Genomic DNA, 25,088 nt, shown 5'->3' with positions numbered 1-25,088 from the left:
CCGTCCCCACCCCGCCGCATCCCCCGGGAACCGCCATGACCACGACCAGTACCCCCGAGGCCACCGAGCCCGAACCGACCTCGCCCCCCGGCGCCGGCGCCCCGGGCCGCAAGTTCGGGCTCGCCGCGGCCACCGCCCTCGTCATGGGCAACATCATCGGCGGCGGCATCTTCACCCTCCCCGCCGCCGTCGCCCCGTACGGCACGGTCAGCCTGCTCGCCTTCGTCGTCCTCTCCGTGGCCGCCGTCCTGCTGGCACTGCTCTTCGGGAAGCTGGCCCGGCGCAGCCCGGTCACCGGCGGCCTCTACGTGTACCCGCGCGACGCCTTCGGGCCCTTCGCGGGCTTCCTGTCGGCCTGGTCGTACTGGACGATGTGCTGGGTCAGCATCGCCGCGCTCGCCGTCGGCGTCGTCGGCTACGTCGACGTGCTGATACCCCTGGGCGACAGCAAGGCCGTCCTGGCGCTGGTGGCCCTGGCCGCCCTGTGGCTGCCCGCCGCCGCGAACTTCGCGGGCACCCGTTACGTGGGCGCCGTGCAGATCGTCTCCACCGTGCTGAAGTTCGTGCCGCTGCTGCTGGTCGCGACCATCGGCCTGCTCTTCGTCGACACCGACAACTACGGCCCGTTCAACGCCTCCGGCGAGAGCGCCCCCGGCGCTCTCGCGGCCGCGGCCGCGCTCCTCCTCTACAGCTTCCTGGGCGTCGAGTCGGCCGCCGTCAGCGCCGGCGAGGTCCGCGACCCGGAGCGCAACGTCGGCCGCGCCAGCGTCCTCGGCACCCTCGCCTCCGCCCTGGTCTACATCCTGGGCACGGTCGCCGTGTTCGGCCTCGTCCCGCACGAGGAACTCGTCGAGTCCGGGGCGCCCTTCGCCGACGCCGTGAACTCGATGGCCGGCGGCAGCTGGGGCGGCACGGTGATCGCGCTGGTCGCGGTGGCCTCGATCGTGGGCTGCCTCAACGGCTGGGTCCTGCTCAGCGCCCAGATGCCGTACGCCGCCGCCCGCGACGGCCTCTTCCCGAAGCGGTTCGCCCGGGTCGGCAAGGGCGGCGTCCCCGGCTTCGGCGTCCTCGCCACCGCGGTCCTCGGCACGCTCCTCATCGTCGTCAACTACGCGGACGACCCGGACACCGCGTTCCGTGTCCTCGTCCTCATCACCACGTTCACCGGCTGCGTTCCGTACCTGCTGTCCGCCGCCGCCCAGCTGTACTGGCTGGCACGCGGCACCCGGGAGCGGGTCCGCCCCGCCGGCCTGGTCCGCGACCTGATCGTCGCCGCCCTCTCCTTCGCCTTCTCCTTCTGGCTGATCGCCGGCGCCGGCTACGCGGCCGTCTACCAAGGGGTCCTGTTCCTCTTCGCCGGCATCCCGGTGTACGTGTGGTTGCGGGGGCGGCAGGAATCACCTGAGGACACGGACACCGGGGGCGAGAGCGGGGACCGGGCCGAGACCGGGGCGGGCGGCACCGACGCCGTCGCCTAGACACGGACGGGTGCGCCGACGGGGGCGGGGGTGGCGCCGAGCCGCACGGAGGGGTACGTGCGTCCCGGCTGCCGCGCTCGGAACCACGGCAGTGCGGGGTTGCCTCCGCGATGGTCGTCACCTCGGTCGTCCATCCGGCGCTCGTCCACGTGGGAGGCCGGGCTCGGGGCCAGTCCCTCACGGCAATCCCGAGCCGGCACCGGACATCACCCCTGTGACCGGTGTCCCGGCGTCACGCCGACGACCAGGTGTCCCACCCGCGGCATTCCTCCGCGTTCTCCGCGCTCCATTCCTCGTCGAGCACGCTGAACACCAACGAGTCCCGCCACCCGTCCCGGATCCACGCGGTGTGGCGGAGGCGGCCCTCGTACGTCATGCCGAGCTTGGTCAGCACGCGGGACGAGCCGACGTTCCGCGGGTCGCAGGTGGCGAAGATCCGATGCAGCCCCAACCGGGCAAAGCCGTGGGCGAGGAGCCGGCGTCCGATCTCCGTGCCGACGCCCTTTCCCCATGCCCGCGGATGCACGATGTAGGAGATCTCGCCCTGCCTGTGCCGGTGACTGCGGACCTGCAGCTCGCCCATCCCCACGACGTCGTCACCCAGGCGCGCCACATGGGCGAACCGCTGCTGCGGCGTGCTCGACCAGGCCTCGACCGCGGCCTTCACGAAGGCGTGTGTCTGCTCCTCCGTGTTGGGCCCCCAGGGCTGGAAGCGGCAGACCTCCGGCAGGCGGGCCCACGTGTGAACGGCCCTCCAGTCATCGAGCGTGATCCTGGTCAGGGTCACCGGGTGCTGACTCATGGGCCCATCCTGCAGGTCGGTGACACGGTCTACGTGTCGGGGCAGCTGTCCCACGACCGCGACGGGAACTTCGTGGGTGCGGACGACTTCGAACTGCAGGTCCGCACCACGCTGGAGAACCTGGACCTGGTGCTGAAGCAGTTCGGGGCCGGGCGCAGCCGGATCGTGGAGACCACGGTGCTGGTGAGGAACCTGCGGGAGAACTTCGACACGACGGCACGGCCGCACGCCGAGTACTTCGGGGAGCACCGGCCGACCAGCACGGTCATGGGCGTTGCCGACCTGGCGCTGCCCGACCAACTCGTGGAGATCGGCGCGCTCGTGCGTCTCGACGTGCGGCCGTAGGCCGGGCTCACCCCGTCGCCGCGTGGCGGCCGCCGCCCCGTCGGCGGTTCCTGGCGCGGCGCCTGCCCATCGGTACGGCGAGGCCGCAGAGCAGGCCGAGGGCCAGGGCGTACGGCCACCAGCCGGGGCCGCTGTCGGCCGAGGCGCCGGTGTTCAGCGTGTCGGCGCCCCGGCCGTCCGGGCCGGCGCCCGCCGCGGACCTGGTCTTCGGGGACGCGTCCGCCTTCGTCGCGGTCAGGACGACGTCGTTGCCGTCGCCGCCCCGGTAGCTGATCCGGTACGTGTTGTCCGCCAGTCGCACCTTCGTGCCCTCGCGCAGACCTGTGAACGTACCGGTGACGCCGCCCTCGCCGGTGTGGTCGATGACGGTGATCTCGTCCCCGGGGCCCCCGACGGCGCCGAGGGCCGCGAAGTCCAGGCCGCCCGCCAGCCGTACCGCACCGGCCACCTTCAACGGCGCCTGTCGCAGCACCAGTTGGCCCCGCCCGGTCTGGGTGTAGCCGCCGGTCACCCGGAGGCCGGCCACGACCGTACCGGCGTTGGTCACCGATCCGACCACCGTGCCCTTGCCGGACAGGGAGCGGTCCACCCGCAGCCCGGCCGTGCCCACGTCGAGCCTCGCCCCCGGTGTGGTGAGCCGGATTCCCTCGCTGCGTGCCAGGGTGGCCCCCGCACGGAGCGCGAGCGTGCCCTTCGTGACGGTCGTCCGCCCGGTGTACGTCACCTGGCTGCCCGTCAGTGTCGTCGTCGCGGTGCCGGACTGCGTGAACGAGCCGCTGCCGCTGATCCGGGACAGCGACACCGGCCTGGCGACGTTCCGGACGATCAGCGCACCGTCGTCGACGACCCTGTGGAGGTCGCCCCTCGTGTAGAGCCCGCCGTCGCCGCCCCGCCTGCCGCTGCCCAGCCGCAGCACCGCGCCCTTCTCGACCGTCGTCGAGCCGTTGTAGTGCTGCACGGCGGCGAAGGTGACGTCGTTGCCCTTGGTGCCCTTGACGACGACGTCCCCGGCGCCGGGCGCGGAGAGCGTGTCGTGGAAGCGGCCGCCGCCGATGGGGGCGCCCAGGGTGACGGGCCCGTTGTAGTCGAACGTGAGCAGGGAACGCGACCGGGCCGCCAGCAGGTTGATGTAGACCGTCTCGGCCGTGCCCGGCATGAAGATCTTGTTCGTCGTCCCGTCGCCCCACTGGACGTTCGCGCCCTTGATGTTGGTGCCCCGCTTGTTCACGTTCTTGCGCGCGGGCGTCCAGTTCAGCGCGGGGTCGCTGAGCGAGGGGTTGGTGTCGCCGCCCCGGTCCGACCAGCTGTACTGCCCGGTGAGGATCACTTTGCCCCCCGGCCGCGACTGGACGTTGATGTCGCTGCCGTACTCGCGCTGGTAGAAGTCCATGCCCTGGGTCACCGTCCGGCCCAGGGGGGTGTCGACGGTCCAGGTGCCCTGGTTGAGCACCTTGCGCGCGTTCGGCAGCGAGGTCGCGAACTCCGGGCGCCCGGCGTTCACCTGGGTGCCGTTGTCGATGACCCCGGTGAAGGGGTGGGTGCCCGACAGGTCCCAGGTGGCCCAGAGGAACCTCGGCTGGCTGACCAGGCCGGAGCCGCTGATGGTGCCGAGGTTGTACGCGACGTCCTTCAGGGCGAGCCGCAGGGTGCCGTCGACCCGGATGTTGTTCTGGTTGAGCCGGAACGCCGGGGTGCCGTACGGGTAGTGGCCGATCACGCCGGTCGAGCCGCTGTTCCCGTACTGCAGGGTCGCGCCCCTGGCGACGGTCACGGCGGGCGGGTCCGGGCGGGTGACGGTGACGTACGGGTGGTTGCCGCCGAGGATCCGCACGCTCTGCCGTCGCCGGGACTCGGGCAGGGTGAAGTCGCTGTCCCGGGTGAGGACCAGCGTCCCGGTGCCGCGCACGGTGAGGGTGCCGGTGCCGCTGAACACACCGTCGTACGTGGTCGTCCCGGACGGCACGGTCACCACGGTGTCCCCGGCGAGCGTGACGTTCCGCCCGGCCAGGACGTCGGCGGTCACATCGCGCGGGCCGGCGGCGGTCGCGTTCGGGGCGCCGAGCAGCAGGGCGGTGACCGCCAGGGCTCCGGCGGCCGACGCTGTCTTGTGGAGAGGGGTGCGCACGTCATGGGTGACGGTTCGGAGGCCGCCTCGATAACAGAAATCTCGCGAGGACCCCGGTTCTGCTCCTGTGAGCTTGTGTTGGTCTCGCGCAACCCGTTGACCTCCCCGTAACACGCCCTTACCTTTTCGGCGTTCGGAATGAAAGATCTTGTGCGATATGTCGAACATTTCTGTTTCCTTTTGTTCCCCCCTCCGAGAGGAAGCCGCATGGGCCGCGACCACACCGTCCCCGAACCCCCGAACCGCCGTCTGCTCCTGAAGGGCGCCCTGGCCGCCGGCGCCCTCACGGCGATGCCCGCGACCGCCGCCCACGCGGCCGGTTCCCGGCCGCCCTACGTCAACCCGCTGGTCCGCAACCGCGCCGATCCGCACATCAACCGCCACACCGACGGCTTCTACTACTTCACGGCGACCGCGCCCGAGTACGACCGGATCATCCTGCGCAGGTCCCGCACGCTGCGCGGGCTGTCGACGGCGGCCGAGTCCGTGATCTGGCGCAAGCACGAGACGGGAGTGATGGGCGCGCACATCTGGGCGCCCGAGATCCACCGCATCGACGGCAAGTGGTACATCTACTTCGCCTCCGCGCCCGCCGAGGACATCTGGGCGATCCGCATCTGGGTCCTGGAGAACTCCCACCCGAACCCCTTCAAGGGCACCTGGGTCGAGCGCGGGCAGTTGAAGACGGCCTGGGAGACCTTCTCCCTGGACGCCACCACCTTCACCCACCGGGGCTCCCGCTATCTCGCGTGGGCGCAGCACGAGCCCGGGATGAACAACAACACCGCGGTCTGGCTGTCCCGGATGGCCGACCCGCTGACCCTGACGGGACCTCAGGTGCGACTCACCACACCTGAGTTGGACTGGGAGGTCATCGGCTTCAAGGTCAACGAAGGCCCGTCGGTGATCAAGCGCAACGGCCGGCTCTTCATGACCTACTCGGCGAGCGCGACCGACTCGAACTACTGCATGGGCCTGCTGACCGTCGACGCGGACGCCGACCTCATGAACCCGGCCAACTGGTCGAAGTCCCCGACACCGGTCTTCACCAGCAACGACACCACCAAGCAGTACGGGCCGGGCCACAACAGCTTCACCGTCGCCGAGGACGGCCGTACCGACGTCCTCGTCTACCACGCCCGCCAGTACAAGGACATCGTCGGCGACCCCCTCAACGACCCCAACCGCCACACCCGCGTCCAACGCCTCGGCTGGAACCCCGACGGCACCCCCGACTTCGGCATTCCCGTGGCCGACTCACCCACCTCGAACACCCGGTAAGGAGAGCTGAGATGAGACGTGCGTACGCGATGCTCCTCGCGCTCTGTCTGGCGCTGGCCGGCGCCCTCGTGACCGCCGGCCCCGCCCAGGCGGCACCACAGACAGTCCCCAACGGCACCCAGTTCACGGACACCTCCGGCAACCCCCTGCACGCCCACGGCGGCGGGGTCATCAAGGTCGGGTCGTACTACTACTGGTTCGGTGAGCACCGGAACCCCGACAACACCTTCCGGTACGTGTCGGCCTACCGCTCCACGGACCTGAAGAGCTGGGAGTTCCGCAACAACGTCCTGACCGAGGCCACCGACCCCGAGCTGGCGACCGCCAACATCGAGCGGCCGAAGGTCATGTACAACGCCGCCACCGGCAAGTACGTGATGTGGATGCACAAGGAGAACGGCGTCGACTACAGCGAGGCCCGCGCGGCCGTCGCCGTCTCCGACACCGTCGACGGGAACTACACCTGGCAGGGCAGCTTCCGCCCGCTCGGCACCCACATGTCCCGTGACATCACCACCTTCGTGGACACCGACGGCACCGGCTACATGATCTCGGCGGCCCGCGAGAACTACGACCTCCAGATCTACCGGCTCACCGCCGACTACACGGGCATCGCCGCCCTCGTCGCCGACCCCTGGCACGGCGGCCACCGCGAGGCCCCGGCCCTGTTCAAGCGGGGCAACGTCTACTTCATGCTGACCTCGGGCGCCACCGGCTGGAACCCCAACCAGCAGCAGTACGCCACCGCCACCAACATCGCGGGCCCCTGGACCGCCATGGCCAACGTCGGCGACTCCACCACCTTCGGCTCGCAGACCGCGTACGTCCTGCCCGTGCAGGGCACGTCGACCACCTCGTACCTCTACATGGGTGACCGCTGGGGCAACTCCTTCGGCGGCACGGTCAACGACTCCCGCTACGTCTGGCTGCCGCTGACCTTCCCGACCTCGACCACCATGTCGATGTCCTGGTCGCCCGAGGTCACCGTCGACACGGCCACCGGCACGATCAGCGGTACCAGCGCCACGTACAACACGCTGATCGCGCGCCACTCGTCCAAGTGCGCCGACGTCACCAGCCAGTCGCAGTGGGCGGGAGCCCAGATCAAGCAGTACACCTGCAACGGCGGCAACAACCAGAAGTACTGGTTCAAGTCCGTCGGCGGCGGCTACTACCAGCTGATGACCCGGCACAGCTCCCTGTGCGTCCAGGAGAACGCCAACACGGTCACCCAGGAGAACTGCAACTCCTCCTCCACCGCCCAGCAGTTCTCGCTCACCACCACCGGCTCCTATGTGAACGTCAAGTCCCGCGCGACCGGCGAATGCCTGGACGTCAACGGCGCGTCCATCGCCGACGGCGCCGCCGTCATCACGTACGCGTGCAACGGCGGCACCAACCAGCAGTGGACGCGCGGAACATGACGGACGATCAGTTCAGCAGGTCGATCGCGTCGATCGACGTCCCCGCACTGAGATAGGAGGTCGTCCCCGAACCGCTCACCACGTTGATCCTCAGCACGTTGTACTGACTCGTGTCCGCCAGCCAGGCGGACGCCGGGACGCTGTAGGTGAACGTGTGGTTGTTGCCCCGGTAGGACCCGTTGGTCAGGGACCGCGTGTTCGGCTGGGTGGGCGGGGAGGGGATCGCCGAGGTCCAGGTGTCGTTCACGACGACCTGCGGCCGGCCGTTGGCGTAGGCCGTCGTCACCCCGATGCGCAGGGTGTGGGCGGCGGCGGCCTGCGCGGCGGTCAGCCGGAAGTAGACGAGGAGACCGCTGTTCACGTCCTTCCAGAGGTAGCAGGGAAAGGCCGAGGTCTCGCTTCCGCTGCCGATCACCACATTGCCGGTCCAGGCGGCCGCCCGCGTGTCCGACGGATGCGCGTACGTCATCAGGTCGGCGTTCTTGAATCCGCTCGGCGTGCCGTTCCAGTCGTTGATCCGCCAGATCGCGGACGCGTTCGACGGATCGTTGGTGGACGGGATCGCGATCGAGTTCAGCGTCGTCGTCCCGCCCGCCGTGACCGTCACCGAGGTCGTGTACACCGCCAGCTCACCCTTGAAGACCGTGAGCGTGTACGTCCCCGGAAGCACCCCGGAGATGGCGTAGTAGCCGTCCGACGCCCGAGCCGAACCCCAGTACTGCGCGGCGGAGTTGGCGAGCCCCACCGTGTACGCGTACGCCGTGTCGCGCCCGGTGATGCCGACGCCCGCCACCCGGCCCCGGCCGCTCGCGGAGACGTACCCGGACAGGCCGAGCGAGTCCGCCCACGAGGTGGTCAGGGTGCCCGGGAACAGCGACGAGGAGGGCGCCCCGCCGTCCGTGAAGGCGATGACGTACGGGCCCTGGAGGCCGAACCGCTGCTCCTCGGTCTGGTTCTGGCCGTAGTACAGGATCTCGTAGAGGCCGCCGCCGTCCGCGCTCTGGTGGCGCAGCAGGGAGCGGTAGAAGGGGCCGCCGGAGGCCTTCTCGTGGTTGCTGCGCACCATCCACAGGCCCACGCTGCCGGTCGTCCAGCCGACGTAGTCGTAGTCCATGACGCGGAGTCTGGAGAAGTGCTTCGAGCGGGTCTGGCCGTCGGACTTCCTGAACACGTCCGAGGCTTCGATGGTGGTGGGCGCGTAGGTGTAGGAGTCGGGCTGGTCGTTGAGGAACAGGCCCGCCTTCACGCGCACGATGAAGCGGGTCGCGGAGACCGAGGTGTCGGCCTTGTTGGTCCACAGGTAGACGTTGTTCTCGCCGCTGCGGGCCGCGTAGTAGTGCCTCAGCGTGCCGTAGGTGACGGAGACGAGGATCGTCGAGCCGGACTGCCTGATGGTGACGGTGGAGCTGCCGAGGCCGGACTCGATGTGCGAGTTCATGCCGCCGTAGCCCTGGTACTCCACGCCCCGGTAGACCAGCGACGACAGGTCGCCGTTGCTCTTCCTGACCTTGAACACCAGGTTCGCGCCGGTGTCGATCACGTAGTTGGTGCCGTCGTCGCTGTAGCCGAACGTCGCGGCGCGGGCGGTGCCGGCCAGCGGCCCGGCGAGCGCGGCGCCGGCGGCGGTGGCGGCGGTACCGACGACGAAGCCGCGTCGGCCGAGCGTCGTGCGGTCGGGGGATCCGGACATGGGGGTGCCTCCTCGGAGGTGCGTGGGGGGAGTGCGGGTGATTCGGAAGGGTGACAGTTGAATCGTTTTCGCGAAAGGGCTTTCACCGTGGGGAAGTTGACAATCTTGTGAAAATGGGCGGACATCTAGAAAGCGCTTGCCAAACGATGTACCGTCCAGCCGCCGGGTCATGTCATCACCTCGGAGGAGCCGCAATGAGACGTTTCACCGTCGCCGCGCTGACGGCGGCCGCGACCCTGGGCACCGTCCTGGCGGCCGCGCCGGCCGAGGCGCACGGGGGCCGCCCCGCGCTGGGCCTGGAGAACTGCGCCGCCAACGCCTGCCACTTCGACGTCCCGGCCGGCACGTACGACGTGACCGTCCGCCTCGGCGGGGAGAGCGCGGCGAGCACCAAGGTCACCGGCGAGACGCGCCGCACGCTGCTCGCCGAGACGGCCACGGAAGCCGGGAGGCCCGTCTTCCGCAGCTTCACCGTGAACGTCCGCACCCCGGAGGGCGAGCCCACCGGCGCCGACGGCACCCCGGGCCTCGACCTGGTCATCGGCGGTGCGGCGCCCGCGCTGGCCGACATCCGGGTGACCCCTGCGAAGCGGGCCCGCCAGATCTTCCTCGTCGGCGACTCCACGGTCTGCGACCAGCCCGGCGATCCCTACTCCGGCTGGGGCCAGCAACTCCCGCAGTACCTGCGCAAGGGCGCCTCGGTCGCCAACTACGCCGACTCGGGCGAGAGCACCGTGTCCTACCTCGCCGACCCCCGGCTGTGGGCGACCGTCCAGCCGCAGATCCGCCGGGGCGACCTGGTCCTGATCCAACTGGCCCACAACGACAAGCAGACCGACGGGGCCACCTACCGGGCCAACCTGGAGACCCTGGTCGCCGGCGTGCGGGAGAAGGGCGGCAGGCCGGTCCTGGTCACCCCGATCGTCCGCCGCTGGTTCAACGCCGACGGGACCCTGAACAACGGCACCGCCCTGCTGGTCAACGGCCTGGGCGTCGACCATCCGGCGGTCACCCGCGAGGTCGCCGCGGCGGGCGGTGTGCCCCTGATCGACCTCACCGCCAAGACGAAGGCGTTGGTGGAGTCGCTGGGCACGGAGGGCTCCAAGGCGCTCTACCTCTACAACGAGAAGCGCGACAACACCCACACGTCCGTGCACGGGGCGACGGTCTACGCCGGCCTCGTCCGTGACGAACTCGTCGCCCAGGGGCTGGTGCCCGAGGGGCGGACCAGGGTGGGGTGAGACGCCTGGGGCGTCCCGACCGGAACCGGGGCGCCCCAGGTTTTTTGTGGACGGCGATGGGGGGAGGGGTGTGTGGGTGAGTGGTCGGGTGCGGGTGAGTGGGGCTTCTCGCGCAGTTCCCCGCGCCCCTGAAAAGCAGGGGCTGCGCCCCACGCTTTTCATCCGCCGTCCGCCGCCCCGTCGGGCTGCTGCCCCGAGGCCTGCGGTTTCCAGGCCCGCAGGGCCTGGTCTTCCAGGGGCGCGGGGAACTGCGCGAGAAGCCCCACCCACCCGCACTTGCCGACGTACCCCAGCCGCCCCGGACCCTCGCTTGTCTTCAGGCCCGTAGGGCCTGATCTTTGAGGGGCGCGGGGAACTGCGCGAGAAGCCCCACCCACCCGCACGCGTCGACGCACCCCAGCCACCCCGAACCCCCCGCCCTCGAACAGAACCCCCGGCCCCGGTCAGAAAGCGCAGCGCATGCCCTCCCAGCCCCACGACGACCGCACCCTCAGCCCGTACACCGGCTACACCCGCGCCCACTGGGAGTCGGCGGCCGATTCCCTGCTGGCCGCCGTGGCGCCGTACGCGACGGCCGACGGGGCGCTGTACGACCTGCCCGGCGACCGCACCAGCTGGTCCGGTCGGCTCTCCGACGGACTGGAGGGATACGCCCGCACCCTCCTGCTCGCCGCCTTCCGCCGGGACGAGAACGCGCTCGCCCGGTACGCCGACGGTCTGGCCGCCGGTGTCTCCGGCGTCTGGCCGCGCATCGAGGACCGGAGCCAGCCGCTCGTCGAGGCCGCGTCGATCGCCTTCGCGCTGCGCGTGACACGCAAGGAACTCTGGGACCGCCTCGACGACGGCGTCCGGCAGCGCGCGGCGGCCTGGCTCGGCGACGCGCTCACCGCCGAACCCTGGCCCTGCAACTGGGAGTTGTTCCCGGTGACCGTCGGGGGCTTCCTCGAAGAGATCGGGCACGAACCGGAGCTGTCCCGCCGCGTCGTCGAGCAGCGCCTCGAGCGGATCGAGCAGTGGTATCTCGGCGACGGCTGGTACACCGACGGCGACGGTCGCAAGTTCGACTACTACAACGGCTGGGCCATGCACCTCTACCCGGTGCTGCACGCCTGGCTCGCGCAGGACGACCGCCTCCTCGCCCGCTACGGCGACCGCCTCGCGACCCATCTCGGCGACTACGCACGCTTGTTCGGCGGCGACGGCGCCCCCCTGCACCAGGGCCGCTCCCTCACCTACCGCTTCGCGACCACCGTCCCGCTCTGGCTGGGCGCCCTCACCGGCCGTACGCCGCTGTCGCCGGGCGAGACCCGGCGGCTGGCCTCGGGCGCGCTGAAGTACTTCCTCGACCGGGGCGCGGTGGACGACCGGGGCCTGCTGTCGCTGGGCTGGCACGGCCCGAACTCCGATGTCCTGCAAGGCTATTCGGGCCCCGCCTCCCCGTACTGGGCCAGCAAGGGCTTCCTCGGCCTGCTCCTGCCGCCCGACCACGAGGTGTGGACGGCGACGGAGGAGCCGGGGCCGGTGGAACGCGAGGACGAGCTGCGCCCCGTCGGCCCGCCCAACTGGCTCCTGCAGTCCACCGTTGCGGACGGCCTGGTCCGCGTGCACAACCACGGCAGCGAGGACGTGCGCTACGACCCCTTCTACACCCGGCTCGCGTACTCGACCGTGACGGAGCCCGTGCCCCTCGCGGAGCCGGCGGAGACGTACGACAACAGCGTGATCGTCGAGGGCGACGCGAGCCGCGTCGACATCGAGCCGCTGGGGGCGGGGGAGGGGTGGGCCGCGTCCCGGCACGCGGTCGGTGACAGCGGTGTGCGGGTCACCAGCCTCGTGGTGGCCCGGGGCGCGGTCGAGGTGCGTGCCCATCTGGTGAGCGGCGCGGCACCCGGCACCCCGGTACGGGTCACGGGATGGCCGACGGCGGAGGGCGTACGGGCCGAGCTCCTGCCCGTGCACGCCCTGTCGGACACGGACGCCACGGACGGTCCCGGATGTGCCGGCGGGACCTCGGAGGACGACGCCACCCTCTTCGTCGCTCTCGCCCGTCTCACCGCCGACCCCCGCCCCCTGCCGCTCACGGGACTGGTGTCCGTGGCGGTGGAGGGGGCACACGACCTGGTCGTGACGTGGGCCGACGGCGAGCGGGCGGCGTTCCGGTTCGACCGCGGGGCTACGGCGTCAGACGGGCGATCTTCAGCGTCTTCGTGGTCGGTGACGCCCCGTTGAGGGCGGTCGTGTAGGACGGGGTGACGGGCGCGTACGCCCAGGTCAGCGTCCCGTCCTTCAGGACCGCGAGGTCACCGGAGATCCGCGCCTTCACGATCTTGTCGGCGCCCTGCGGCTTGCCGTTCCAGTCGACGAGACGGACGTGGGTGCCCGTGAAGGTGCCGGTGCAGGTACCGCTCGCGCACTTGGCGTTCTTCAACGTCTCGTAGGAGACGAGGAGCCGGTTCTCGCCGTACGGGGCGACGCGCACGTTGACGTGCTCGGTGCCCTTGGCGGAGGTCAGGTAGACCGGCTTGCCCGAGGGGGTGTTCCTGTTCTTGAGGAACGCCAGGGCGACCTGGTGGGTGCCGGTCTTCGGCTTGACCGTCCAGCCCCGCCCGCTGGAGTCGTCCGGGTTCTTCTTGGCGGAGGCCGCTCCGCGCGAGGCGAACGCGGTGGCGTAGCGGCCGGTGGAGGACTTCACGAGGTCGCCGGTGCGGCCCGCGAAGGTGCCGCCGCAGTAGCCGGCCCAGCACTGCTCGCGCTGGACGACGGGCGCGTTGTCCGGGGCGGCGATACCGGTGGAGACGAACAGCCCCGACCGCCAGTCGTCGAAGCAGAGGGAGGTGAAGTTCCCGCTGGTCTCGGCGCGCAGGGCTATGCCCTCGTTGTGGGAGCAGCCCCAGCCCCAGCCGCCGCCGAGCTTCTTGCCGGTGGAGCCGACGTAGGAGAGCTTGTCGCCGAAGTGGCCGTCGGCGAAGCCGCCCGCGCCGTGCACGACGAAGTAGGCGCCGTACTTCTTGCCGTTCCAGGCGAGCTGGCCGTCGAGCAGCGGGGCCGTGTCGTCGCTGGACTTGCCGGTGAGCTTGGTCCGCCAGGCCTGCTTGCCGTTCTTGTAGCGGACGAGCGCGGCGGCGGTCTCCTTCCACTTGTTGGTGTCGGCGACCCGGGTCAGCAGCGCGAACCCGTCGTTGTGCGCGACGAGACCTCCGACCTCCTTGGTCCCCTTGACGACCGTGTCGGCGCCGGAGCGCTTGCCGGCCGCCGTCAGCGGTGTGACATGGATGCCGTCCGAGGCGGGCCAGGCGACCCGCAGGGTGCCGTTCGGCGCGACGGCCGTCGCCGTCCGCGTCCACTCCCGGCTGTTGTTGTAGCCCGCCGAGAGATAGGGGAACTTCGCCGGCAGGCTCACGGTCGTGTTCGTCACCGTGAGACCACCGGCCGCCGAGGGGGTGGAGGGCGCCGCCCCTGCGGTGGCGTACCAGGCCCCCGCCAGCACGGACGCGGCCACGAGCGAGCCGATGACGGGCTTGCGCGCGACGTGGCGGCGACGGTGTCCGGACGGGACGGAGGGGGAGGGTGTTGCAGGTGTCATGTCCTGGGGTCGCCGCCGGGAGACATGAGGTTGCCGCCGCGGGGGACATTCTTTGAGACCTCAAGGGACGGCAGGGCTGCGGGACTTCGCTTCCCTACCTCTCCGGCTTCAAGGCACCCCCACCGACCTCGACCGGACCGCCGGGGCTACGCCCCCTCCGGCGCCTCCCCGGGCCAGTGCGTCAGCGCCACGTGCAGTGCCTCCACGGCCTTGGCCCACGACCGGCCCACGTCCCGTGCCGCGCCGAAGCCGCCGCCCGCCTCCAGGGCGCAGTAGCCGTGGAAGGTGCTGCGCAGCAGGCGCACGGCGTCGGTGAGGTCGGGTTCGTCGAGGCCGTAGGCGCGGAGCATGCCGTAGGTGATCTCGGCGGTGCGGCGCAGGGCGGGGGAGTCGGCGACGAGGACCTGGTCGACGGGGAGTTGTGTGGCCGCGTACCGGCCGGGGTGCTCCAGGGCGTACTCCCGGTAGGCCCCGGCGAAGGCGGCCAGCGCGTCCTTGCCCGCGCGTCCGGCCACGGCTTCGGCGATCTTGTCGATCATCTCGCCGCCCGCCAGCAGGGCGACCCGCGTCCGCAGATCCTGGAGGTTCCTGACGTGCGAGTACAGACTCGCGTCCTTCACCCCGAAGTGCCGCGCCAGCGCGGACAGGGTGACCTTCTCGAACCCGATCTCGTCCGCGAGATCGGCCGCGGCCTCCACGACCCGGTCGACGGTGAGCCCGGCACGGGCCATGGAGACCACCTCTTCACCTCTGGGACCTGAACGCCAAGGCTATCGCCCGGTGATCAAGGGCACGGAGGCCGTGTGAGCGTCGGCGCGCGGGTCAGCCGATCGGTGCGTACAGGACGCCCAGCTTGTCGATCTCGTCGCCCGAGCGGCCGGTGAAGCCCACGATCTGCCAGCCGGGGGGTGCCGTGAAGGTCTTGGCGTTCGAGGTGGCCGTACCGGAGGCGAGGGTGCGGCCCTTGTCCGTGCCGAAGGCGGCGGAGAAGATCCGGGTACGGCCGTCCTTCTGGCCCTGTGTCAGCTTCACGGAGGTGAGGTGCTCATCGGAGGCCAGGGTGAGGGAGGCCGCCGTGCCGCCGGTGCCGCCGTGGGCCAGCGTCGTACCGCCGTCGTGGGTGAGCGAGACCGCGTCGAGGCGGGAGGCGCCGCGCAGGGTCAGGGTGCGGGGCGAGACCGTCGAGGGCAGGTTGTCGGCGTCGTTGTACGCCGTGCCGTGCGGGCCGCCGAAGAAGTCGCTGGCCCGGAGCCGCGAGTTGAGGGTCCAGGAGAAGTCGACCGTGTGCGGGAAGTGGTCGGAGAGGTTGGCGCCCGCGGAGTCGAGGAACTTGGCCCAGTCGTTGTTGTAGCGGCCGGCGGTCAGGTTCACCACGTTGCTGTCGCGGAAGAAGACCTTGTCGACGACCTCGCAGTCGTTGGTCGGGGCCGTGGTCGGGCAGACCAGCGCGTCGGCGCCCAGAGCCGGGGCGACACCGCCCTTGATCAGCTGCACCCACGGGTCCGTTAGCCCGTTCTCCGACACGAGTGAGCGGATGTTGTCGCCGGTGCGCGTGTAGCGGGTGTTGGTGTCACCCATGACGATCACCGCGTTGCCCGCCGAGTTCGCCTGGATGAACTGCGAGAGCTGGGTGACGTTGGCGCGGCGGGCGGCGAGGGCCGCGTCGTCGGAGTCGGCGTTGGTGTGCACGTTGTAGAGGTCGACGTAGACGCCCTCGTCGAGCCGCACGCGGGCCAGCGAGAAGCCCTTCGGGGTGAGGCAGTTGGTGCCGGTGCAGTCGTTCCACTTCACCCGCTGGAAGTCCTCGAACGCGTAGTCCGACAGCGTGTTCAGGCCGTCGCCGAAGGGCACACCACCGCTGGTGGCGGTGCGGTACGGGTGGTTGTCGCCCGCGTACAGCGCCGCGTGGTAGTTGAAGTCCTCCTGCACGTTCACGATGTCGTACGCCCCGAGGCGCGGCGATATCAGCGGGGTGTTCGTCGCCGGGTTGCCGGAGCTCAGCCCCTCCGGGAGGCCCGCGACGTTGTACGTGAGCACGTTGAACGTGCCGGTGGTGGCGGCCGCGGCGGGGGTCGCGCCGGTGGTCGCGAGGCCGGTGACGGCGAGCGCGGCGGCCGTGAGGCTGCCGATCAGTCTTCTCATGGGGACTCTCCGGGGGCGGGACAGGGGTGAGGGGAAGATGAGCGGTGTTCAGGTTCAATGTCAACCAGTGTGACGTGCAAGGCCAGTTGGGGAAACAGTGAGGGACGTGGCGATCCGCCGTATCCAGGGAACCCGGCGGCCACTCCTTGATCTTTCGACGTTCATGTCAAGAAGTTCGTGACCGGCTACGGCGGCAGCGGGAAGGGCGCCTCCGGCCAGCGGGAAATGCGCACAAAGGGGTGCCCGAAGGCTCGTGGGAGAACTGTGCAACCATTCTCTCCCTTGTGAGCCATGGAGGGACAGGGTGATATATGCCCGCTTTATGGCTTTCATTCAGATGTGGATGTGCTTTCGGAGCGTTCGAATTGACAACCCTTGACAAGAGCATGCGTGCTCGCCGGAGTGCGGGCGCACGAAGATCCGGTGCGATGACGCTGCGCAAAGCCGCGGCGATCGCCGTGACCGCGGGCACCGTACTGCTGGCCACGCCCCTGGCCTCGCCCGCGCAGGCGGCCAACGCGCCCACGGTCAGCGCCAAGGGCGCCTACCTGCTGGACAACGCGACCGGCACCAAGCTGTTCAGCAAGTACGCCGACTACAAGCGGCCGATGGCCAGCACGACCAAGATCATGACCGCCCGCGTGGTCCTCGGGCAGACCGGTCTCGACCTCGACCGCAAGGTCACCATCAGGCAGGCCTACCGGGACTACGTCACGGCCGAGGGCGCGAGCACCGCGGATCTGAGGACGGGCGACCGTGTGACGGTCCGGCAGTTGCTGTACGCGTTGATGCTGCCCTCGGGCTGCGACGCCGCGTACGCCCTCGCCGACACCTTCGGCACGGGTGACACCCGCTCCGCGCGGGTGAAGTCGTTCATCGGCAAGATGAACAAGAAGGCCGCGGACCTCGGTCTGACCAACACCCACTTCGACTCGTTCGACGGCATCTCGGCGGCCGGCGCCAACTACACCACCCCGCGAGACCTGGCGAAGCTGGCCCGCAGCGCGATGAAGTACTCGACGTTCCGCACCGTCGTGAAGACGACGAAGACCGTGCGCTACGCGACCACGAGCACCGGCGGCACCCGTACCTACACCTGGTACAACACCAACCAACTGCTCGGCTCCTACTCCGGCGCCAACGGCATCAAGACCGGCACCGGCACATCCGCGGGACCGTGTCTGGTCTTCTCCGCCACCCGAGGCGACAAGACCGTCATCGGTGTCGTTTTGAACGCCACCAGCCGCTACGGCGACGCCGCGAAGATGCTGGACTACGGATTCGGCACCAGCACCGCGTCGAGCATGCAACTGCGCCCGCTGCCCACGGGCGCACAGCGGGACTGACCGGGCGCCGAGGGGACCCGGGAACGCACGCCGTTCCCGGGTCCTTTGCCGTGCGGGCGCCGACGCACCTCCCCTGTGCGGACGGGCGTCCTCGAACGCCTGCGGCGACACGGGCCCGCGACGGCCACCCACCCCATGTCCGCGCGGCAGCATGCCGGTACCGGTACCGGTGTTGCTGAGGAGGACGTGTGAACGGGCTGATCTCGCTGGTCGGCGTTGCGGTGGTGCTGATCATCCTGCGGGACGTGTTCCACACCCTGTGGCACCCGACCCGCCACGGAGGACTGAGCCGGATCGTCATGACGGCCCTGTGGCGACTGTCCTCCCGCACCAGTCCCCGTTGGCGTGCCGCGGGAGTCGCCGGGCCGCTCGGCGTGGCGGGCGTGGTCGCGATGTGGACGTGCGGCGTGGCCCTGGGCTGGGCGGTGGTGTACTGGCAGCACATGCCGGAGGGCTTCGTCTTCTCGAGCGCCCTGGAGCCGACCCAGCACTCCCGTCCGGTGGACGCCCTGTATGTCTCCCTGGTGACCGTGGCCACCCTCGGCCTCGGCGACATCGCCCCCGCCGAGGGCTGGCTGCGGATCGTGGCACCGCTGGAGGCGCTGGTCGGATTCGCGCTGCTGACCGCCACCGTCTCCTGGGTGCTCGGCATCTTTCCCGCACTCGCCCGGCGCCGGACGCTGGCGCTGCGCGTCTGCCATCTGCGCCGGGCCGGGATCACCGACGAACAGCTCGACTCCGAGGCGGGAGCCGCCGCACTGGACGCGCTGGCCGCCGGGATCGCCGGCGTCAGCGTGGACTTCGCCCAGTATCCGGAGTCGTACTACTTCCACGACGGGACCGGCGACACCTCGCTGGCGCTGAGCATCGGCCACGCCGCCGAACTCGCCGAGCGGACCCGGCGGGCACAGCACCCCGGTGCTCGTATCGCGTCCCTCGTCCTCGCCGCCGCACTCGACGACTTCGCCACCGTGCTCGACGAGCGCTTCCTGCACACGGGGAAGCCCCGACCGGAGATCCTCGACGCCTACGCTCGTGACCACGGCGCCGCCCCGCCGGACAAGCGTGCGGCCCGCTGACGCAGAGGCGGGGCATCCGCCGGACCTGCTGGACCCGGCCCACGACCAACGCACCCTCGCGTCCGTGGCGGGGCACGGGACCGGCTGGACGAGCCCCCCGGTCTCCGCCCCGTGCTGATCCCACCCGCCCCACCGCTCGCCCGTCATCGCTCTGCCACGGCGCGACAGCGGCCGGTCGGCATGATCGCCCGACCGGCCGCTGTCCTGGCCAACTGCCTTCCTACGCCGTCGTCGAGAACACGAACGAGAACTCCGCCGGTCCCGCCGTCAGGTGGTACTCCGGCAGGGCGCCCGGGCCGCAGGACTGGGAGCCGATGCCCATCTGGCCGTGGTCCAGGTTGACCCACACCGTGTCACCGGCCTGAAGGTCCGTCAGATGCGCTGCGGCGTCGAGCTGTTCGGTGGTCCAGCGGCGGGCCGTGAACCAGAACTCCGGGTCACCGTCGACGCGCAGTCCGCCGAGCTCGGCCCAGCGGACGTCGGGCCGGGCGCCGTTCTCCTGCGGGCGGACGTACGGGGTCTGCAGCTCGTCCACCGTGGAGCTCCAACGGCCCACCATGGCAGCCGACTTGGTGTCGGGGTAACCCTCGCCGGGGCCACCGCCGTACCAGGTCACCGCATCCGCCGACCTCAGCCCGAAGCGGATGCCGAGCCTCGGGAGCGGGACCGTCCAGTTGCCGTCCGGATCCACCGACACGGTCAGCCTCAGCCGGGTGCCGTCCGTGGTCCACCGGTAGGTCGTGCGCAGGCCGAACTCCCACGCCGCCGGCGCCACCCGGGTCCGTACGGTCAGCGCGTCCTCGCCCAGCTCCACCCCGTCCAGGCGGTGCCGCATCCGGTGCAGGCCGAACTTGCGCCACAGCTCACTGGTGCGCGTGCCGTCCTGCCAGGAGGCGCCGTCGTCGTTGTCCGTCGGCGCCCGCCACACGTCCAGGCGCAGCCCGGTCACGTCGACGCCGCCGACGGTCTTCAGCTCACCCGTGCGGACGTCGAAGGAGGCGGGGCCGAGATAGATCAGCCTCTCGCTCGCCGTGGGGCCTTCACCGGCCACCACGGTCGGCAACGGCCGCTCCACCACCGGGAGTTGGGCCCACGCCACCTGGTGGTCCTTCTTGCCCCACGCCGTGTCCTCGGCCAGCAGCGCCCGTACGGTCCACAGCGCCTCACCCGCCGGCCCACCGGCCGGCGGCTGCGGCAGCTTCACCTCGGCCGACTCGCCGGGCCGAAGGCCGGGCACGGACAGGGTGCCCGCCTCCACCGTCTTCCCGTCCACCTCGTACGCCCACTCGAAGGCCAGCGAGGACAGGTCCTGGAAGTCGAACGCGTTGCGCACCCGGACCGTCCCGGCCGGACCGTCGCCGTCGATGCGGACGGGCTCGATGACCTTCTTGAACTCGATCAGGCCGGGGGAGGGCGTCCGGTCCGGGAAGATCAGGCCGTCGCACACGAAGTTGCCGTCGTGCAGCTCCTCCCCGAAGTCGCCGCCGTAGGCGTAGCCCAGCGTCGGGTGCTTGACGCCGTGGTCGATCCACTCCCAGATGAAACCGCCCTGGATGCGCTCGTGCGCCTCGAAGATGCGCTGGTAGTCGGCGATGCCGCCGGGGCCGTTGCCCATGGCGTGCCCGTACTCGCACTGGATGAAGGGCAGCTGCCGACGCTTGTGGGTGCCGCCGTCCAGGCGCTTGCCGATGCGCTCGGTCTCGGCGTGGTCGGCGTACATCCGGGAGTAGATGTCGGTGTCCCGGCAGTCCCAGTCGCCCTCGTAGTGCACCAGGCGGGAGCCGTCGCGGCCGTGGATCCACTCGGCCATGGCGGTCAGACCCCGGCCGGTGCCGGCCTCGTTGCCGAGGGACCAGATGACCACCGAGGGGTGGTTCTTGTCGCGCTCGACCATCCGGGCCGCGCGGTCCAGCAGGGCCGGGGTCCAGCGGTCGTCGTCGACGGGGTTGTCCCGCCACGCCTGCTCGGTGAAGCCGTGGGTCTCCAGGTCGCACTCGTCGATCACCCAGAGGCCGTACTCGTCGCACAGGTCGAGGAAGGCCGGGTGCGGCGGGTAGTGCGAGGTGCGCACGGCGTTGATGTTGTGCCGCTTCATCAGCAGCACGTCCTCGCGCATGGTCTCCAGGTCCAGCGCGCGGCCCGTCGTCGGGTGCCACTCGTGCCGGTTGACGCCCTTGAAGAGGATCGCCTTCCCGTTGACCTTCAGCAGGCCGTCCTCCAGCACCACGGTACGGAAACCGATCCGCAGCGGGACGCGTTCGCCCGCCGTGACCAGCTCCCCGTCGTACAACCGGGGCGTCTCGGCGGTCCACGGCTCCACCGGGACCGTCACCGCTTCGCCGGTCGCGACATCGATGTCGAGGGCGGGCACGAGGACCCGGCCGTCGACGTCGGAGTCGACACGCAGGGTCCCGATGCCGCCGACATGGTCGTAGGAGGCGTGCACGAAGAAGTCGGCGGCGCTGTCCGCCGGGCGGTGCAGCAGCGTGACGTCCCGGAAGATGCCGGGCAGCCACCACTGGTCCTGGTCCTCCAGATAGGAGCCCGCGGACCACTGGTGGACCCGGACGGCGAGGACGTTCCCCGCCGGCTTCAGCAGGTGCCCGACCGCGAACTCGTGCGGCAGCCGGGATCCCTTGAACTCACCGATGTCCGTGCCGTTCAGCCACACCCGGGCGCACGACTCCACACCGTCGAAGCGCAGCACCGCCCCGCCCTCGGAGAGACCGCCCTCGTCGGGAACGGGCCACCCCTCCGGCAGGTCGAAGTACCGCAGATGGTCACCGGTCGGGTTCTCCGTCGGCACCCTCGGCGGGTCCACCGGGAACGGGTACAGGTGGTTGGTGTAGATCGGCGCCCCGAAGGCCCCGTCGCCCTGCAGCACCCAGTGACCCGGGACGGCTACCCGGGCCCAGCCCTCGGCGTCGTACCCCTCGGCGGCGAACGAGTCGTCCTCCGCGTCGGCGGTCGGCGACAGCCTGAAGCTCCAGTCGCCGTTCAGCGACAGGGTCCGGGCGTCGGAGGACGCGTACCAGGCGCGGGGCGGAAGGGCCGCGCGGCCCGGTGAGACGTCCTCGACGTAGTCGACGGACGGGGTGGCGGCGCCGGTGGTGCCGGTGGTGCGGAAAGACATCGGTCTCCTTGCTGATTCCCTAGCCCTTGATGCCAGTCTGCGCGATGCCCTGCACCAGCCAGCGCTGGAGGAAGAGGAAGACGAACACCAGGGGCAGGATGGAAATGGCGGTGGCCATGAAGATCAGGTGGAAGTTGACGGTCTGGCCGGTCGTGTAGTTCGAGAGCGCGACCTGGACGGTCCACGCGCTCGGGTCCTGGCCGATGACCAGGGGCCACAGGAAGGAGTTCCACCCGCTGATGAACGTGATCGTCGCCATCGCGGCGAAGAAGTTCAGCGAGTTGGGTACGACGACCCGCCAGTACGCGCCCATGTAACCGAGCCCGTCCACCCGTGCCGCCTCCTCCAGCTCCTTGGGGAACCCCAGGAAGTACTGCCGGAACAGGAAGCACGTGAAACCACTGAAGAGGCCCGGAATGATGAGACCCCGGTAGGTGTCGATCCAGCCGAGGGACGACACCAGCACGAAGCTGGGCACGAAGGTCACGGCGGTCGGCACCATCAGGGTGCCGAGGACCATGTAGAAGACCTTGTTGGCGTGCTTGTACGGGATGCGGGCCAGGCCGTAGCCGGCCAGTGAGCAGAACAGCAGGACGCCGACGGTGTGCAGGACACCGACGACCGCCGAGTTCCACAGCGAGCGCGCGAAGTCGACCGAGGGGTCGTCGAACGGCTCGCTGACGTTGCCCCACTGGATGTCGGTGGGGAACCACTTCCATTCCTCGCCCGTGATCTCCGGGTCCGTCATCAGCGCGTTGCGGACGATCAGATAGAACGGGATGAGGAAGAGGAGCGCGGCGATACCGGTGGCGAGGTAGAGACCGGTCGAGCCGATCACACTGCCGCTCCGGACCCGACGCGGCTTGGCCGAGACGGCCGCCCGGTCGACCCGGTCCGCCGGAGGTGTCGTGGTGGTGGTCACTTGGACTCCTCACCCCTTCCGAATCCCAGGAACTTGCCCTGGAGCAGGGTCACGAGGCAGATCAGTACGGTGAGGATCAGCGCGCCCGCGCTGCCCGCGCCGTAGTCCTGGCTGTCACCGAGGGCCTTGTAGTACAGCTCGACCAGGGGCGGTCTGCCCCAGGTGGTCTTGTTCAGCAGGTTGAAGAACTCGTCGAAGGCCTGGTACGCCGCCACGAGCAGCAGCAGGATCACGGCGGTGGAGGTAGCCCGCAGCTGCGGCAGGGTGATGTGCCAGAACGTCTGCCAGCCGCGCTTGGCACCATCGATCGAGGCGGCCTCGTACAGCTCCTGCGGGATGTTCTGCAGGGCCGCGATGAAGAGGATCATGTAGAAGCCGGCCTGCAGCCACAGCCGTACGGTCAGGATGACCAGCCAGTACCACGGCGGGTCGGGGCTGGCCAGCCACGCGGTGTTGTCGATGCCGAAGAGGCTCAGGAAGGTGTTCATCATGCCGAAGCGGACACCACTGAAGATGGACATCTTCCAGACCAGGGAGGCGGCGACATAGCTGACCGCCGTGGGCAGGAAGAACACCGAGCGGAAGAACGCCCGCATGAACCGCAGCCGGTTCACCATCAGCGCGAGACCGAGCGAGGTTCCCCAGGTCAGCGGCACGATGAAGACGGCGAAGATGGTGAAGGTGACGAGGGAGCGGATGAACTCCTCGTCGGTCAGCATCGTCACGTAGTTGTCGAGGCCGATGAACTCGCTCGGCGTGACCGTGAAGCGGGCCTCGAAGAACGACAGATACAGGCTCCACAGGATCGGCAGATAGACGAAGATCGCCAGGCCGATCAGGAACGGCCCGGTGAAGAGCCAGAAGTTGAAGGTGGGGGAGCCCCGCAGCCCCCGCCGCGGCTTGGCCGGGGAGGCCTTCGCCGCGGCGGGGCTGGAGACGCCGTCCTTGGTGATGGTCGACATGTCGTGAGTACCTGTCCGCCGGCCTATCCGAACAGCTTCTTCAGCTCTTTGTTGACCTTCGCGTCGGCCTTGGTGAGTTCCTTGTCCGGGTCGGCGCCCTTGCGGACCGAGTTGGCGAGGACGTCCTCCAGGGCGGTGATGCTCGCCTGGGTCCAGCCGATGTTGTCGAAGTGGCCGAACTCGTTGAAGAGCTTCACGCCCTCAGCGGGCAGGCCCGACTTCAGCTTCTCGGCCGAGGCGGCGATCGAGGTGCGCGGCGGGATGTGGAAGCCGTAGGAGAGCGCCCAGTCCTCCTGGTACTCCTTCTGGTCGATCCACAGCCACTTCACGTACTCCTTGGTGGCTTCGAGGTTCTTGCCCTTGGCGTTGACGAACATCGACCAGCCGCCGTTGTAGACCGACTGCTTGCCCGCGTCGCCGACCTTCGGGAACGGGAAGATGCCGAGGTCGTCGCCGAGCGCCTCCTGCATCTGCGGCATCGCCCACATACCGCACCACTGCATGGCGGTCAGGCCCTGGTTGAGCGCGGACGGGTCCCAGAAGTCGGTCGGGGCGTCGAGCAGCAGGTCACCGCTGGTGAACAGCTTGCGCAGCTGCTTGAAGCCGTCGACGACCGCGTCCGTGTGGTAGGCGATCTGGTTCTTCTCGTCGAGGTGCTGCGCGCCGGCCGACCAGATCAGCGGGTTGATCATCGAGTGCAGGGTGTTGCCGAGGTAGGCGCCCTTGACCTTGTCCGTGGTCAGCTTGGCAGCGGCCTCGGCCAGCTCCTCCAGCGTCTGCGGAACCTCGACACCGGCCTTCTCGAACAGCGACGGGCGGTAGAAGAAGAACTGCGGGTCGTCGATCATCCGGATGCCGTAGATCTTGCCGTCGACCGTGTGCGACTGGATGTCGGCCGGGTTGAAGTCGTCCTTCACCGGGTCTATCAGGTCGGTCAGGTCCGCGACCTGCCCGCTCTCGATCATCTGCAGCTGCGGGTGGAACTCGAAGCAGTCGGGGGCCTTGTCCGTGAGCAGCGAGGCGAAGAGCTTGCTCTCGAAGTTGGAGCCGGTGATCCACTGCGTGGTGACGTTGGATTCCTTGTAGGCCTTGGCGTACCGCTTGATGGCCTGCTCGGTGCCCGCCTCGCCGTACGCGTGGAAGTACTGCGTGAGGCCGGCGCCGCCGCCGCTGCTGCTCCTGCCGGTGTTGCTGCCGCACGCGGCCAGTCCGCCGGCGGCGGCCAGACCCAGCGCGGCCCGCAGGGCGGTGCGGCGGTCGAAGTTGCTGTTCCTGAATGCCGACATGCTGACGTCCTTGTCTCGAGTACGGCTGCGGCTCTGCGCCCATGGCTCGGCGGCTCAGTGCCGGATGGCTCAGTGGCTCAAAGAGGCTTGCGGTGCGGGACGTTAACCTTCGGCTAAGGCTTCGGCAAGGGGTTGGACGAAGTCTGTTCGAAGCGTTGTATTCGGTTCGGTGTTCCGAACGTCCGTGCGGCGCAATGGGTTTGACGTGGGGGGAGAGGGCCACCGGGTCAGGGTCCGGCGGCCCTCGGC

General features: G+C 70.0%; 18 protein-coding genes. 8 read left to right on the top strand and 10 right to left on the bottom strand.

Going from position 1 to position 25,088, the window contains the following annotated elements:
* The first annotated feature begins 35 nt into the window (after positions 1–35).
* Positions 36–1,478 carry an amino acid permease gene (locus K1J60_RS10045; RefSeq protein WP_259407651.1) on the top strand — a complete coding sequence of 481 codons (1,443 nt, stop codon included), beginning with the start codon at positions 36–38 and terminating at the stop codon, positions 1,476–1,478.
* Positions 1,479–1,710: 232 nt separating this feature from the next.
* On the opposite strand, the gene K1J60_RS10040 is transcribed toward K1J60_RS10045, so the two are convergent.
* A complete protein-coding gene (locus K1J60_RS10040; protein ID WP_220645911.1) occupies positions 1,711–2,280 on the bottom strand; it encodes a GNAT family N-acetyltransferase in 570 nt (189 codons plus the stop codon).
* Between K1J60_RS10040 and K1J60_RS10035 the strand changes: the two genes are divergently transcribed.
* Positions 2,269–2,625, top strand: coding sequence for a RidA family protein (locus K1J60_RS10035; protein ID WP_259407650.1), 357 nt, complete (start codon positions 2,269–2,271; stop codon positions 2,623–2,625). The two genes, K1J60_RS10040 and K1J60_RS10035, sit on opposite strands and share 12 nt — an antisense overlap.
* Before the next feature lie 7 nt (positions 2,626–2,632).
* On the opposite strand, the gene K1J60_RS10030 is transcribed toward K1J60_RS10035, so the two are convergent.
* Positions 2,633–4,750 carry an autotransporter gene (locus tag K1J60_RS10030; RefSeq protein ID WP_220645910.1) on the bottom strand — a complete coding sequence of 706 codons (2,118 nt, stop codon included), beginning with the start codon at positions 4,748–4,750 and terminating at the stop codon, positions 2,633–2,635.
* A gap of 207 nt (positions 4,751–4,957) precedes the next feature.
* On the opposite strand from K1J60_RS10030, the gene K1J60_RS10025 reads away from it, so the two are divergent.
* Positions 4,958–6,031, top strand: coding sequence for a glycoside hydrolase family 43 protein (locus K1J60_RS10025; protein ID WP_220645909.1), 1,074 nt, complete (start codon positions 4,958–4,960; stop codon positions 6,029–6,031).
* Between the two features lie 11 nt (positions 6,032–6,042).
* Positions 6,043–7,455: an RICIN domain-containing protein gene (locus tag K1J60_RS10020; RefSeq protein WP_220645908.1), complete on the top strand. Its 1,413-nt coding sequence runs from the start codon at positions 6,043–6,045 to the stop codon at positions 7,453–7,455.
* A gap of 7 nt (positions 7,456–7,462) precedes the next feature.
* Here the strand turns inward: K1J60_RS10020 and K1J60_RS10015 are convergent, their stop codons facing one another.
* A complete protein-coding gene (locus tag K1J60_RS10015; protein WP_220645907.1) occupies positions 7,463–9,145 on the bottom strand; it encodes a rhamnogalacturonan lyase B N-terminal domain-containing protein in 1,683 nt (560 codons plus the stop codon).
* Between the two features lie 194 nt (positions 9,146–9,339).
* Here K1J60_RS10015 and K1J60_RS10010 point away from each other — a divergent pair, with 194 nt between their 5' ends.
* Together K1J60_RS10010 and K1J60_RS10005 are read left to right on the top strand one after the other, a co-directional pair.
* Positions 9,340–10,386: a rhamnogalacturonan acetylesterase gene (locus K1J60_RS10010; RefSeq protein ID WP_220645906.1), complete on the top strand. Its 1,047-nt coding sequence runs from the start codon at positions 9,340–9,342 to the stop codon at positions 10,384–10,386.
* A 459-nt stretch (positions 10,387–10,845) separates the two neighbouring features.
* A complete protein-coding gene (locus K1J60_RS10005) occupies positions 10,846–12,615 on the top strand; it encodes a DUF2264 domain-containing protein (protein ID WP_220645905.1) in 1,770 nt (589 codons plus the stop codon).
* Here K1J60_RS10005 and K1J60_RS10000 read toward each other — a convergent pair.
* From K1J60_RS10000 to K1J60_RS09990, 3 genes are all read right to left on the bottom strand, one after another.
* A complete protein-coding gene (locus tag K1J60_RS10000; protein ID WP_220645904.1) occupies positions 12,560–13,969 on the bottom strand; it encodes a hypothetical protein in 1,410 nt (469 codons plus the stop codon). The genes K1J60_RS10005 and K1J60_RS10000 overlap by 56 nt on opposite strands.
* A gap of 146 nt (positions 13,970–14,115) precedes the next feature.
* The gene (locus K1J60_RS09995; RefSeq protein WP_220645903.1) at positions 14,116–14,700 is read right to left on the bottom strand and encodes a TetR/AcrR family transcriptional regulator; all 585 of its coding nucleotides are present in this window, start codon (positions 14,698–14,700) and stop codon (positions 14,116–14,118) included.
* A gap of 91 nt (positions 14,701–14,791) precedes the next feature.
* Entirely contained in the window at positions 14,792–16,111 is a 1,320-nt protein-coding gene (locus K1J60_RS09990; RefSeq protein ID WP_220645902.1) for a jacalin-like lectin, read from the bottom strand.
* Positions 16,112–16,539: 428 nt separating this feature from the next.
* Here K1J60_RS09990 and K1J60_RS09985 point away from each other — a divergent pair, with 428 nt between their 5' ends.
* Both K1J60_RS09985 and K1J60_RS09980 read left to right on the top strand, forming a co-directional pair.
* Entirely contained in the window at positions 16,540–17,457 is a 918-nt protein-coding gene (locus tag K1J60_RS09985; protein WP_220645901.1) for a D-alanyl-D-alanine carboxypeptidase family protein, read from the top strand.
* 188 nt (positions 17,458–17,645) lie between these two features.
* Entirely contained in the window at positions 17,646–18,536 is an 891-nt protein-coding gene (locus K1J60_RS09980; RefSeq protein ID WP_220645900.1) for a potassium channel family protein, read from the top strand.
* A gap of 220 nt (positions 18,537–18,756) precedes the next feature.
* Here K1J60_RS09980 and K1J60_RS09975 read toward each other — a convergent pair whose 3' ends face one another.
* From K1J60_RS09975 to K1J60_RS09960, 4 genes are read right to left on the bottom strand one after another with little or no spacing between them, the layout of a single operon-like run.
* On the bottom strand, positions 18,757–21,669 hold the full coding sequence (locus tag K1J60_RS09975; RefSeq protein WP_220645899.1) for a glycoside hydrolase family 2 TIM barrel-domain containing protein: 2,913 nt from the start codon (positions 21,667–21,669) through the stop codon (positions 18,757–18,759).
* A gap of 19 nt (positions 21,670–21,688) precedes the next feature.
* Complete coding sequence (locus K1J60_RS09970; RefSeq protein WP_220645898.1) at positions 21,689–22,591, bottom strand: carbohydrate ABC transporter permease; 903 nt, start codon at positions 22,589–22,591, stop codon at positions 21,689–21,691.
* On the bottom strand, positions 22,588–23,553 hold the full coding sequence (locus K1J60_RS09965; RefSeq protein WP_220645897.1) for a carbohydrate ABC transporter permease: 966 nt from the start codon (positions 23,551–23,553) through the stop codon (positions 22,588–22,590). The genes K1J60_RS09970 and K1J60_RS09965 overlap by 4 nt, the downstream gene beginning before the upstream one ends.
* Before the next feature lie 23 nt (positions 23,554–23,576).
* A complete protein-coding gene (locus K1J60_RS09960; RefSeq protein WP_220645896.1) occupies positions 23,577–24,839 on the bottom strand; it encodes an ABC transporter substrate-binding protein in 1,263 nt (420 codons plus the stop codon).
* Between the last annotated feature and the right edge of the window lie 249 nt (positions 24,840–25,088).

Source organism: Streptomyces akebiae, assembly GCF_019599145.1.
GTDB lineage: Bacteria > Actinomycetota > Actinomycetes > Streptomycetales > Streptomycetaceae > Streptomyces > Streptomyces akebiae.
Note: the sequence above shows the minus strand (reverse complement) of the source record. Positions and strands in the feature narration are given on the sequence as shown.